The organism is Novosphingobium silvae, assembly GCF_009856825.1.
Lineage (GTDB): Bacteria > Pseudomonadota > Alphaproteobacteria > Sphingomonadales > Sphingomonadaceae > Novosphingobium > Novosphingobium silvae.
In genome coordinates, this window is record NZ_WVTD01000002.1 from 43,713 (window position 1) to 56,048 (window position 12,336).

General features: G+C 64.4%; 15 protein-coding genes. 10 read left to right on the plus strand and 5 right to left on the minus strand.

The genetic code is table 11. From position 1 onward, the window contains the following. Positions 1-98: 98 nt before the first annotated feature. Complete coding sequence (locus GR702_RS03095; RefSeq protein ID WP_160984513.1) at positions 99-809, minus strand: EF-hand domain-containing protein; 711 nt, start codon at positions 807-809, stop codon at positions 99-101. 133 nt (positions 810-942) lie between these two features. Continuing rightward, a protein-coding gene (locus GR702_RS03100) for an IS5 family transposase (RefSeq protein WP_202408030.1) occupies positions 943-1,700 on the minus strand; the annotation gives its coding sequence in 2 pieces (ribosomal slippage) (positions 943-1,367 and positions 1,367-1,700; 759 coding nt in all). Positions 1,701-1,960: 260 nt separating this feature from the next. Here GR702_RS03100 and GR702_RS03105 point away from each other — a divergent pair. The 4 genes from GR702_RS03105 to GR702_RS03120 are packed head-to-tail and all read left to right on the plus strand — an operon-like array spanning position 1,961 to position 3,805. Beyond that, complete coding sequence (locus GR702_RS03105; protein WP_160984515.1) at positions 1,961-2,551, plus strand: RcnB family protein; 591 nt, start codon at positions 1,961-1,963, stop codon at positions 2,549-2,551. Continuing rightward, a complete protein-coding gene (locus GR702_RS03110) occupies positions 2,548-2,907 on the plus strand; it encodes a hypothetical protein (protein WP_160984516.1) in 360 nt (119 codons plus the stop codon). The genes GR702_RS03105 and GR702_RS03110 overlap by 4 nt, the downstream gene beginning before the upstream one ends. A 58-nt stretch (positions 2,908-2,965) precedes the next feature. Further along, the gene (locus GR702_RS03115) at positions 2,966-3,400 is read left to right on the plus strand and encodes a DUF4410 domain-containing protein (protein WP_160984517.1); all 435 of its coding nucleotides are present in this window, start codon (positions 2,966-2,968) and stop codon (positions 3,398-3,400) included. Positions 3,401-3,460: 60 nt separating this feature from the next. Continuing rightward, positions 3,461-3,805 carry a hypothetical protein gene (locus GR702_RS03120; RefSeq protein ID WP_160984518.1) on the plus strand — a complete coding sequence of 115 codons (345 nt, stop codon included), beginning with the start codon at positions 3,461-3,463 and terminating at the stop codon, positions 3,803-3,805. A 67-nt stretch (positions 3,806-3,872) separates the two neighbouring features. On the opposite strand, the gene GR702_RS03125 is transcribed toward GR702_RS03120, so the two are convergent. From GR702_RS03125 to GR702_RS03135, 3 genes are all read right to left on the minus strand, one after another. Beyond that, a complete protein-coding gene (locus GR702_RS03125) occupies positions 3,873-4,667 on the minus strand; it encodes a hypothetical protein (RefSeq protein WP_160984519.1) in 795 nt (264 codons plus the stop codon). A 192-nt stretch (positions 4,668-4,859) separates the two neighbouring features. Continuing rightward, positions 4,860-6,221, minus strand: a complete 1,362-nt coding sequence (locus tag GR702_RS03130; protein ID WP_160984520.1) for an ATP-binding protein — start codon at positions 6,219-6,221, stop codon at positions 4,860-4,862. Positions 6,222-6,225: 4 nt separating this feature from the next. Next, a complete protein-coding gene (locus GR702_RS03135) occupies positions 6,226-6,942 on the minus strand; it encodes a response regulator (RefSeq protein WP_160984521.1) in 717 nt (238 codons plus the stop codon). Positions 6,943-7,123: 181 nt separating this feature from the next. On the opposite strand from GR702_RS03135, the gene GR702_RS03140 reads away from it, so the two are divergent. From GR702_RS03140 to GR702_RS03165, 6 genes are all read left to right on the plus strand, one after another. After that, positions 7,124-8,332: an efflux RND transporter periplasmic adaptor subunit gene (locus GR702_RS03140; protein ID WP_160984522.1), complete on the plus strand. Its 1,209-nt coding sequence runs from the start codon at positions 7,124-7,126 to the stop codon at positions 8,330-8,332. Next, positions 8,329-9,498 (plus strand): ABC transporter permease, encoded by a 1,170-nt coding sequence (locus GR702_RS03145; protein ID WP_160984523.1) that lies wholly within the window; start codon positions 8,329-8,331, stop codon positions 9,496-9,498. The genes GR702_RS03140 and GR702_RS03145 overlap by 4 nt, the downstream gene beginning before the upstream one ends. Positions 9,499-9,509: 11 nt before the next feature. Next, positions 9,510-10,211 (plus strand): ABC transporter ATP-binding protein, encoded by a 702-nt coding sequence (locus tag GR702_RS03150; protein WP_202408031.1) that lies wholly within the window; start codon positions 9,510-9,512, stop codon positions 10,209-10,211. Between the two features lie 111 nt (positions 10,212-10,322). After that, positions 10,323-10,802 carry a hypothetical protein gene (locus GR702_RS03155; protein ID WP_160984525.1) on the plus strand — a complete coding sequence of 160 codons (480 nt, stop codon included), beginning with the start codon at positions 10,323-10,325 and terminating at the stop codon, positions 10,800-10,802. Positions 10,803-10,898: 96 nt separating this feature from the next. Then, positions 10,899-11,312 carry an EF-hand domain-containing protein gene (locus GR702_RS03160; protein WP_160984526.1) on the plus strand — a complete coding sequence of 138 codons (414 nt, stop codon included), beginning with the start codon at positions 10,899-10,901 and terminating at the stop codon, positions 11,310-11,312. 1 nt (position 11,313) lies between these two features. Beyond that, positions 11,314-12,123, plus strand: a complete 810-nt coding sequence (locus GR702_RS03165) for a sterol desaturase family protein (protein WP_160984527.1) — start codon at positions 11,314-11,316, stop codon at positions 12,121-12,123. Positions 12,124-12,336: the final 213 nt, after the last annotated feature.

A 12,336-nucleotide genomic window follows, 5' to 3' on the forward strand; every position in this document is an offset into this window, starting at 1 on the left:
GCCAAGGCGCCGTCTGCCTCAGTTCACCGCCGCAAGCTGGTCGCAAACACGACTGCTTGCAGCGCAGTCTCCTGCCCACGCCAACCGACAGCAATAGATCACCGCCGCCGCCTTCTCGCTTTAATGATCTGGAGAGCCTCTTCGGCGACAAAGCCACCGTCCTGATCCTGATCGAGATATTGGAACCGCTGCTGGGCAGCTTTCAGAAATTCAGCTTCGGTGATGCCGCGATTGAAGTTGGTGTCAGCCGATGCGACGGGTTGCGGAATGGGCAACAGTCCGTAGAGTTCTAGCCCCTGAGGCCTATTGGCTGCCATCTTCTGCGCCTTCGCTATCTTATCCGCAATATCGCCTCGAGCACCCATACCACGCATCGAGCCCATGCCGCCCGCGCCACCGCCGCCCATCGAGCCCATGCCGCCCAGGCCACCGCCGCCCATCTTACCCTTACCGGCAGGCATGCCCGGCCTTGGGATAGAGCGACCGCGCAACGGATCGCGGATCTCCGGAACGATCTCCTCTTCATAGCGCGTGATTTCCGCGGGTCCGATCTCTTCATCGCCATCCACGTTGAGGACCTTGTAGAAGCGGAGAGCGTCAGCCCCGAATTCCGCCGAGTCGAGTCTGCCATTGTGGTCGAGGTCGGCGGCCGTGAACCACATCATGAACGGTCGCTCGGTGCTGTCGGGTGACGGGCGAAATGGCTCTCCCATCGGGCTGACAAACATTGCCTGGGCCTGAGAGGCATTTTTGGCGCTCGCCGCCTGGGGATTGCCCAAGCTTGAGAGTCCGCCAAGAAGCGCAATCACTATGATCCTTTGTCGCATATGACATCTCCGAACTCGAAGACGCACATTTGAATCCTTCTATTTCGCCCGAATGAGGTTGTGTAACAAAGGGTATTCAGCATGCTTTGAGATTGTCCTTAGGGTCCAGACTCGTTCAGAGCCAGAAGGCCACGGCAGCTGCGAGGCTTACGGCTGAGAGGAAGTTTCTGGCGAGCTTGTCGTAGCGTGTAGCGATGCGGCGGAAGTCCTTGAGGCGGCAGAACATCGCCTCCACCCGCCATCGATCTTTGTAGCGGCGTTCGTCGTACTGGATCGGGCGCTTGCGGTTGCGCCGCCCTGGGATGACCGGGATCGTGCCCTGTTCGCGCAAGGTGGCCCTGATACGGTTGGCATCGTAACCGCGGTCGGCGATCACCCGCTTCATGCCGGTGGTCTCGCCGATCAGAATGTCGGCCCCTTTCACATCCGAGGTGTTGCCAGGCGTCAGGACGAGGCGGAGCGGCCTTCCCAGAACATCGACAAGGGCGTGGATCTTCGTTGTCCGGCCGCCACGCGAGATCCCAATGGCATTGGCTCGCGCCCCCCCTTTGCCCCACCGGCGCTGCGGTGGGCCTTGATGTAGCTGCTGTCGATCTGACCGGTTTCGGCAATCCAGCCTTCCTCCGTCAGCGCCGCCAGAATGCGGGTCCAGATGCCCCGGCGGCTCCACCGGTTCCAGCGATTATAGACGGTCGTCGACGGGCCGTATTCGGCAGGACAGTCGGCCCAGCGACCGCCACACTTGAGCATGTGAATGATGCCCGAGATCACCCTGCGATCATCGACCCGCCGCGCGCCGGGCTGGTTCATCGGCAAGTGCGGCTCGATGGCAGCCCAAGCTTCATCCGATAACCAGAACAACGAACGCGACATTCTCAAAGCCTCCTGCCTCAGCGGAGACCTCCTGAATCAATGCGCACGCCGATTTTCAAGAGGCTGATTGGGTTTGGACCCTAGGACAGATTCGTGCTGTGAGATCGAACCCGGCCGTCGGCATCTGGCTGGCCTCGGCACCGTAGCAGCCCGCTCTCATACACTTTGTTACCTGCTGTTACCGTGCGGTATTATTGGGATTACCGCGCCACTCCATAGACGAGGCTGACAGGGATCAGTTTTCGCAAGGAGTCAGCATCATGTTCAGATGGTTGGTGCCCGTTGTGGCCGTGAGCGCGTTGGCGCTGTCCAGTTCGCCCAGCTTGGCGCAGTCGAGGGAGAGATCGGTGAGCGTACAGGGGCCGCACGGGCGCGGCGGAACCGTTCAGCGCTCGGTCGAGCGTCGTCCGGGTGGCGCGTCGGTCGAGCGTAGCCTCGACACCAATGATGGCCGTCATTTTGAAGCGTCGCGGAGCGCAGCCTGGGGCGGCGGCTACTATTCCGGAAGCCGAACCGTGACCGGCCCGAACGGCGGCACGGTGACACGCAGGGCGACCGTCGACGCGTGGCACAGACCGCTGCCACCAGCCGGCTATTGGGGACCTCGGCGCGGATACTATTTCGCGCCCGGCTATGGCTATTTTCCGGTGACCGCGCCTTACTATGCGCGCCCATGGACGATTGGCGCGATCGTACCAGTTTCCTTACGCCGCTACTATGTGCCGGTGCCGGCGGTCTACGGGCTCCCGGTCGCACCGGTCGGCCATAGCTGGATTTTCGTCGGAAACCGCACTGCCCTGGTGGCGGGACGCACCGGCGTGATCGTCCGCCTGGGCCCGGTGTTCTGGTGAGCGTGCAAGCTGAAGGGCTCGACGATCACGGAGCGCCGCGGCCTGCCGTCATCGATCCTGAATCGCCCTTGCCGTTCGCGGCGCTCTACTTCTGGGATGTCGAGGAAACGCGGAAGGGCGAGTTCAAGATGGCGTGGAACATTGCCATGCTGGCAATGCGGAAACAGAGCGGCGCCGCCGCATCGCTGCTCGCGACCGCATCCGATGGGACATTGATCGCGACGATCCTGTGGCCGGAGGGACAAGCCAGGGCGGCCGCTCTAGTGGACGGCGGAACGCTCTCCGATCTGCCTTGCAGATCCATGAGAGAGGAATGCTTCCTGCTCCCACCATCGGTGAAACAGCTGTCGCGCTGACAGAAGGGGTTCAAAGGGCCGGACCCGTGGGCGCGATCGATTTCGTGCGGAGTCAGCTATGTTCAAGATGCCGTTTGCATATCGTACGGGCCGGTGCGTCGATACGGGCTCCGTGCCAGGGAGGGCGCGTATCGGCGCTGCGTCGGCAACCCTCTTGCTGCTGGCGGCCTGTGCCGGCGCGAAGATTACCGATATGTCTGCGCGCTCGCCGATGCCGCCGCGTTCCGTAGAGATCGTCGTCCATGCCGCGCTCGCGCAGCAGATCGCTCCGTCGCTTCAACGTATCGCTTCGGCGCTCGAGCGCCAGGTCGTCGAAGACCTGGGCAAGCGCGGCGTACAGGCGAGGAGCGCGTCTACTTTCCCAGACGCCGCCTATGGTGACGTGCGGCTCGACTTGAGCATTGTGGAACAAAATCGTGGCGCGGGAGCGAAGCGCGTGATCGTCGGCCTGGGCGCGGGCGAGTCGACGCTTGTTGTCGTTGCTCGCTTGTGATCGCGGGACGGCGCCATCCTTGACCTCGCCGCGCGTGCGACAAGCGGAAGCAAACCAGGCTTGATCCTGCCGGCCGGCGCCACTGCCGCGACCGGAAAGCTGCTCCATCTGGTCATCGGCTCGGTCATCGGCATTGCCGCTGATGCACGCGGAGGAACAGCTGGCGACGTTCGGAACCTCTCGCGCGTCATCGCGCGCCAAGTTTTGATTGTCATCGATCCCGCGACTGCGCCTGAATCATCGGAAATGGAGACAGGCGCGAAAATATACCCCCTTGAATCCCCGACATCGCCAAATAGCGCGCAGGTTGATGATACCATGTCGGGGGGCACCGCTTCTGCAGTGTGGACCTGCCGACGAGCCGCAGAACCCGGGAGGACCGCGGCGTCCCTGCTCGGCGGCTGACATTGCGGCATCGAGCGATCATGATCACACGGGCGGGTGCCCTCTGGCCTGCTACCGCGAACTTGCCTCACCGCGGATCGGACTGCGGTTCTATCTGATAATCCCTCGGCGTCGCGGACTCGAACGGCTGAGGGGCCGGCGCGTCGGCCCCGGTCGGCCGGAAAGCGAACGGATAGTCGGCACCGTTCCAGCGGACCGTGAGCCGGATATCCGGCGCAAGAGGCTGCCGCCGTTCGATCGGAATGATCGCCATCCCGCCGAAGCTGGCGCCTGGATCGACTGTGTTGGTCTGGAGAATTTCGCTTTCGAACTGGTCGAGCGTATGGCCGAGGCGGCGGTCGATGGCGTGGATGGCAAGCGCTCCTCCGCCGACGGCGGCCGCTGCGCCGAGCACGCCGACACTATGGTCCTCCCAACGGATCGCGGTCGGAACCGGCCCGCGTGGTGTACGAGCCCAACCATAGTAAGTGCCGTGGCTGGAGGCGGTGGACGCCACCCCCGCCAGCGTGCCCGCGATGATCACCGTCGCGATTTTGGCGCCCCTCGCCCGGCGGCGCACACCGTCTTTCAGCTGCTCCTTGGTGAGCACGGGACCGATCGAGCTCCAGACATTCTCCGGCCCGAAGTTCGCGGGCGCGTCGCCCTTGTTGTAGACGGCAACGGCGAAGGAGAGCTGCCCATCGCGGACAGGCAGCGGTCGCACCTCTACCGCACCGGTCGGCGTCTCGAGATGCAGGGTCGGCACACCCTGATGATAGCGGGCGGTCTCGGCTCCAAGCTGAACGGGAACGAGCATCGCCGGACCGCGCGCCTGAACCGCCGATGGCGGCACAGCGATCAGGCACAGCGATGCGGCTGCCATTGCGCTCATTCGACCGCGGGCATGTGGACCTCCAGGCATTGACCGCTGGAGCGAGAGGAGAGGAAGCATTGATCAAGATCCTTTCTGCTGAGGATCCTGATCGCCTAGATTCGCAACGCCGGCATGTTCGCTCGGTAAGGGATCGTATCGAAAGGTAACGGGAGCGTGCTGTGATTTGCTTGATCCGGTCGTTCAGCCCGCCTCGGGGCTATCGGGCAATCCGAATGTGAGCGTGACCCGGAAGCCTGTCGGCACCTTGTTCTCGAAGCGCACGCCGATGTGGCTGCGCTCGGCCAGCGCGTGAACGATCGCCAATCCCAGCCCAGCACCACCCGTCGAGCGATCTCGCGATGGATCGATGCGATTGAACGGCTCACCCAGCGTGGCGATCGCTTCTGGCGGGACGCCCGGGCCATCATCCTCGACGATCAGCACGATTCCAACCGTCGTTTGCTCAGCCCGCAGTTGGACGTTGTGCGCATAGCGCAGGCCATTGTCGATCAGATTGGCCAGGATCCGGCGCAGGCCCAGCGGCGCGGCGCGAACGACCAAGTCCTGCTCGTTCGGATCGAGGCGCACATTCTCGCCCATCTCCACTCTGGTCTCGACGATGCGCGCCAGCTCCTCGCCCAGATCGATGATCGAGAGTTTGGTTTCCGTCGACGAGGCCTGTTGCGCGAACAGCAGCGTGTCCTCCAGAAGATCGTGCATCTCGGCAAGATCGCTTGCTGCCCGGGCACGATGGCTCTCATCATCGATGAATTCCGTACGAAGGCGCAGTCGCGTGAGATAGGTGCGCATGTCGTGGGCAATGGCGGCGAGAAGCCTCGTCCGTTCCTCCATGAGCCCACGAATTCGTGCCTTCATGTCGTTGAAGGCGGCGCTAAGCTCGCGCAGTTCCTGCGCGCCTGTTACCGGCAGATCGGGCGCGTCGAGCTCCGCCGCGAACGTCCTGATGCGACGCGAAAGCCGCACGAGCGGGCGCGTCGTCTGCCGGACTGCAAGCCAGAGCGCAAACAGAACGACCGCTCCGAACGCGACCGAGAGGAAAGCGCGCCGCCGTAGGAATGCCTGAAGGAGCAAGGAGGGACGGCTGTCGATCAGCAGCCATCGCCCGTCGCTGAGTCCGACCGCCAATTGCGTCGGATCGATATAGTTTAGTGGACCAGGTTGGTCGCGCAGCGGCCGATGAATGACGGCCTCGTCGCGCCAGAGCAGCACCGGCCGATCCGACAAGGCGGCCAGATAGGCGCGCCGCTGTTCCGACAGCCTGCCGGACTGCTCCCGCTCGACGCTCGGAAGTTCCGCAACCACCCGCACCTGGAACAGCGAATCGTCGAAGGCTGCGAGCGCGGCGGGCCGCAGCTCGGGCTGGATGTTCTCCAGCGTGGCTGCCATCGCCCGCACCTGGTCGGGCGGCGGCAGGTTCGAGGCTCGCCGTTCGTAGACCTCGCTCGGCAGCAGCATCACGGTTCCCACCACCAGCTGCAACAGCACGAAGCCGCCGATGAGGACCGCGGCGATCCGGAAGGAAAGGTTGGCCGAGACGCTCACCCGCTCAGGCCTTCTCGACGCGTGCGGCGAAGATGTAGCCGCCGCCGCGCACGGTCTTGACGAGGAGGTCGCCCGATGGGTGCTGTCCCAGCTTGCGGCGTAACCGGCTGAGCTGGACGTCGATCGACCGGTCATAGGGGATGGCGTTGCGTCCGCGGGTCCAGTCGAGCAGCTGATCGCGGTTGAGCACGCGCTGGGGATGGGTGACGAAGCTCAGCAGCAGCTCGAACTCGCCGCCGGTGAGATCGACGGGCTCCCCGTCCGGATCGACGAGCGACCGGCAGCCTGCGTCGAACAGCCATTCGCCAAAGCGGTATCGTTCGACCGAAAGCGGTGCACTAACGCGGTTGACGTCGCGGGTTCGGCGCAGAATCGCGCGAACGCGCGCAACCAGCTCGCGCGGGTTGAACGGTTTGGTCAGATAGTCGTCGGCGCCGATTTCGAGGCCGACGATCCGATCAACGTCCTCGCTCTTCGCCGTGACCATCAGGACCGGTACGTCGCCGCGCGCGTGCAAGCGGCGACAGAGCGAAAGGCCGTCCTCGCCCGGCATCATCACGTCGAGGATGGCGAGGTCGACCCGCTGCCGCTCGAGCAGCCTATCGAATTCTTCCGCCGACTTGCATCCGGCGGGCGTGAAGCCCTCACGGGCCAGCAGCTCGACGATCATCGTGCGTATTTCCCGATCGTCCTCGACGACCGCAATGAGACTATTCTCCATGGGCACCTTTTTGCCTTGCGTGAGCCGCCAGGGAAATAGGCGAGGCGCTCCGTTACTCTTCGATACATTTCGCAACGGATATGTAGCCGGCCGCTTACACGGTCGCGTCATTGCCCATTTCCGGAAAAATGCCTCGGACCGAATGGACGCGGCCCTTCGTATCATGGACCGCGCGACCCGAATGACCGACGACCCGTCCGCCAATCGCTTGACACTCCAGCGACCACCCCCCCGGACGCGGCGCATCAGTCCCGTGCTTTTCTGGTGCGCCGCAGGGATGATCCTGCTCGCCCTAGTCGCGCTCGCCTGGCGCTATGCCTGGCCCCAGCAGGTGAGCAGCTATCGTGTGAAACGGGAGGCGCTAGAGGTCTCCGTCTCGGGCCCTGCGACGCTCGATGCGATCAACAAGGCCAATGTGAGCTCGCGCGTGGCCGGGCGGCTGACGCAGATACTGATCGATCGCAACGATAGGGTCGTGCCCGGCCAGCTGATTGCCACCATCGAACAGGAAGATCTGCGAAACATCCTGTCCGCCTCGCGCGCCAATCTCCAGGGGGCGCAGGGTGCGCAGCAGGAGGCGGACGCCAATGTCGAGAGCGCGCAGGCCACGCTCACCAACGCCCGCTCCGCGTTCGGTCGTCAAGCCGAGCTGAAGGAAAAGGGCTGGGTGTCGCGGGCGAGCTACGAGCAGGCCGAGGCGACGTTGCGCGAAAGCGAGGCGCGCGTCGCCGGGCTGCGGCAGGCGGCGCAGCGCGCGCGGGCGCAGACCGACGCAGCTGCGGCCAGCGTTCGCGTCGATGAAGCGCAACTCGGGCTGGCGAGCGTCAGGGCTCCGTTCGGCGGGATCGTATCGGTACGAAACAGAAATGTCGGCGACGTGCTGAGCGCCGGCGCATCCATTCTTGAGATCGTCGATCCTGAAAGCATCGTCCTCACAGCCCGCTTCGATGAAAGCGCGATCGGCGCGGTGCGTCCGGGACAGCCTGCCCGCATTCGTTTCGCCTTCGATGCCCGCCGCGCGGTTACGGGCAAGGTGCTGCGTCTCGGCAGGTCGGTGGATCCCGAGACACGCGAATTCACCGCCGACATTGTCGCCGATCGGCTCCCATCCAACTGGGCGATCAACCAGCGCGCCAATGTGGAGATCGTCCTTTCGGCCAAACCGCGCGCCCTCGTCGTGCCCGCCGCCTTCGTGGAGTGGAACGGGATTCAGCCGAACGTCTGGGTCCTGGAGGGAGGTCGGGCGCGCCGCAGGAGCATCGAACTCACGGGCACGCGGGGAAGCAGGCTGGAGGTGCGCCGTGGTCTCGCGCCGGGCGACATCCTTCTTTCGCCCGAGGATAGCTATCCGTTCATGCCCGTGGCCCGTCAGGGTGACGACGACCGATGAACCTCGCAATCAAGGACATCCGGTTCAATCTGGCGCGCTTCGCGCTTACGGCGCTCGGCATCGGCTTCCTGCTGATGGGCGCGATCGGCGCGATCGGCCTTTATCGCGGAATCGTCGCCGACGCACTGCTGGTGATCGACCATATCGGCGCCGATCTCTGGGTTGTTCAAGGCGAACGGGTCGGCCCTTTTGCTGAGGGGTCATCGATCTCCTCCACGATGGACCGCCGGGTCGAGGGGGTTGAGGGCATCGCCTCGGTGAGGCGCTTCGTTCAGTTCAGCCAGCAATTCTCCTTTGCCGGGAAGGTTCGCCGCGCCACCATCACGGGGCTCGATTATCCCAGGGACGATGGCGCGTGGTTCGAACTCAAAGCGGGCCGCCATCTTGAGGCGAGTCATTTCGAGGCTATCGCCGATGACAGCGTCGGCCTTCCGCTCGGCGCCACGATCCGCCTCGCCAAGGACGATTACCGGATCGTCGGCCTCACTCATGGCCTTGTCGATTCGGCGGGCGACGGGCTCCTGTTCGTATCGATCAACGATGCCACCGCAATCGCGTCGCGCCGACCGAGCGAGCAGGTACTGCTCGCCCGCGAGACATCGGGCAACGCCGCACCCCAAGGGGACGGCGCCAGCCCGAGTTCAGTGCCGCAGGACAGCAAGATCGCGGCGGTCCTGGTCGGCCTCGCTCCCGGCGCCGATGTGGCCCGCATCAAGGCGGCGATCCTCGCTTGGGGCGACACAAATGTCCTGAGCAGCGCCGAGCAGCGTGATCTCCTTCTCAATCAGCGCTTGTGGCGGCTTCGCCTGCAAATCCTCGCCTTCGCCTCGGTGCTCCTGCTGGTTACCGCGATCGTCATCTCGCTGATCATCTACATGCTGACGATGGAGAAGCTGCACCAGATCGCCTTGCTCAAGCTGCTGGGGGCGCGGAACTCGGCGATCGTCGCGATGATCCTCCAGCAGGCGGGGTTGATCGGCCTGTTCGGGTTCGGGCTCGCGATGCTCCTTTCGCATCTCACTTTCCCGAACTTCCCGCGGCGTATCGTCATGCTGCCCCAGGATCTCGGTATATTTTTCGCGATCCTGTGCGTGATCTGCCTGGTCGCCAGCTGGTTCGGCATCGCCCAGGCCTTGAAGGTCCGGGCGCAAGAGGTGCTCTCGTGACTGGAGCGCCGTTGCTCAGCGTCCGCAACGCCGCGCGCCATTACCAGAGCGGCGAAACGGTTGTGCGCGCGCTGGACGGCGCATCTTTGGAGGCCCATGCCGGCGAGCTGATCGGCATCATGGGACCAAGCGGATCGGGCAAGAGCACGCTTCTCCTCATCTGCGGGTTGCTCGAGCCGCCGAGCGCCGGCGAGATATACATTCGTGATCGCCTCGTCTCTTATCCGGGCGCCGATCTCGACAAGCTGCGGGGTTTTCGGCGCGATCATATTGGCTTCGTCTTTCAGAAGGCGAATCTCATCCCGTTCCTGACGGCCACGGAGAATGTGTCGATCGCGCTCGAGATCGCGGATGTCGAGGCCAGGGCTGCGCGGGGCTATGCAACCCAGCTGCTGGGGGCGCTCGATCTTGGCCATCGCATAGACAATCGTCCCTCGCGCCTGTCGGGGGGCGAACAGCAGCGCGTCGCGGTCGCGCGTGCGCTCGCCAATGATCCGCCCCTCATTCTGGCCGACGAGCCCACTGCGGCGCTCGACAGCGTGCGGGGGCGGCAGGTGATGGAATTATTCAGGCGCATCGCCGTCGAGCGCAGCGCCTGCGTCATGGTCGTCACCCACGATCCGCGCTCGCTGGATCTGTTCGACCGGGTCATCGAGCTTTCCGACGGTCGCATCCTCTCCGAGCCCTCCCAACCGGTTCAGGCGCATCCATAGTGGCCGGTTACGCTTCGTTACTCTTTGCCTTCCCGATGAAGCACGCCGCTTACGCAGCCCAGCTACTTCGAGGTCCGGCGCAGGATGATCGCCGTTTCAAAGGAGTGTGATATGAGAAAGCAGATTTTGATCGCAAGCAGCTTCGCATTGCTAACCTCGGGGCTGGCGGTTGCAGCCGAGGCACAGCCCCGGTCCCGGTCGGTGAACGTCCAGGGCGCGAACGGCGGTGGCTTCGTGAAGCAGCGTTCGATTAGCCGCGGGGACGGCAATGTGGCCGCGTCGCGCAGCGTCCGGACCAATGGCGGCCATGGCTATGATGCCAACAGGTCTGCTTCGCGCCAGGCCGGCAACACCTCGACCAGCGGGCAGATCACCACCATTGATGGCCGCAGCGCATCGACCAGCGCCGGGCGGACCTGGGGTGACGGCAGCTATTCCGGCGGTCGCACGACGACGCTCGGCGACGGCACCAGCTTCGGCCACTCGACGACGGCGACGCGCAATGCCGACGGGAGCGTGAGCTACTCGTCCTCCCGGACCGGCGTTGGCGGCGACACCGCCACCGTCGAGGGTACCACCGTCCCGCGCTAATTTCCCCAGACGCGGCAGCCCCCCTCCCTGGGCCGCGTGAGGCCGCGCCGCTCAGCCCCCGCGCGGCGCGGCCTCCTTTTCGAAAAAGGACATTTGATGAAAGCCCGTCTTCTGATTATTCCCGCAATCCTAGTCTGCTCGACGCCCGCCATGGCCCAGATGGGCCAACTCGACGTCTTCGAAAGCGCCGATACTAACGGTGACGGGCAGGTGTCCCAAGCCGAATTCAGGGCGGCGCGCGCGCAGCAGTTCAGCCGGCTCGACCGCAACGGTGACGGCACCGTCGCCCAGTCCGACTTCGGGCGCATCGCGCAGATGCGTCCGCAGCTCGGCGCGCGCCTCAACGCCTTCATCGCGAGCGCGGATACGAACCGCGACGGGCGCGTCACGCGGGCGGAATTTGGCTCGGCTCCGGCCCCGCTGTTCGACCGGGCTGACGTCAACCGCAATGGGCTGGTCGACAAGGCGGAGCTTGAGCGACTCCGCGAAGCCATCGGCCGGGAGAGCTGACATGGATCCGCTCGGGCGATCGCCGCTCTGGCTCGGCTTCGTCGTGACGATCGTTGCGGCCGAGGCATTGTCGCGCCTTGGCGCCGGGCATGGCTATGACCGCCGCACGGCGCTCACCTCGCTGGGGCTAGTAATGGGCGGCCTTCCGTTCGCGGCGCTCAACGCCTTCGTGATCGGCGGGGTCTTCGCCTGGCTATGGTCGCTGGCGCCGGTCCGCCATTCGCTTGACGATTGGTGGAACTGGCTCGTCGCCTTCCTGCTAGTGGAATTCGCCTATTACTGGTTCCATCGCGCAAGCCATCGGGTGCGCTGGCTCTGGGCGACCCATTCGGTGCATCACTCGGCTGAGCAGCTCACGCTCCTCTCGTCGTTTCGGCTTGGATGGACCAACCTGTTCTCGGCAGGATGGGTCTTCTATGCGCCGCTTGTCTTGCTTGGCTTCGATCCACGGCTCGTCCTCGGTCTGCTCGCGCTCAATCTGCGCTATCAGCTGTTCCTCCACACCGAGCTGATCGGACGCCTCGGGCCCGTTGAATGGCTGTTCAATACGCCGGCGCACCACCGGCTGCACCATGGATGCAACGAGCCCTATCTCGACAAGAATTATGGCGGCGTGCTTATCATCTTCGACCGCATGTTCGGCACCTTCGTCGCCGAACGTCCGGGCGAGCCGATCCGCTATGGGCTTGCGCATCGCGAGGCCACGGCCAACCCGCTCAAGATCGCCTTTCGCGAATGGATCCTGATGGCGCACGACCTGCGAGCAACGCGGTTTCGCGACATTGGCCGAACGCTGTTCGGAGCGCCTTGACCAGTGAATGCTAGCGGAAGTTCATTTTGCGGGGAGCACCCTGGTCCTCGCAAACAGGTCGTTGATGACTCGATGCAATTGCCTCACGCGGCCGAAACCGTCGTTCTGGGGCGCGCTGTCGAGAACGCCGACGGCAGCTGCTTTCAGGCAGGACGACTCGTTCGGCGAAGGTCAGCGAAAGGTCGCGAAGGCGGAATTCTCCATCCTTAAGCG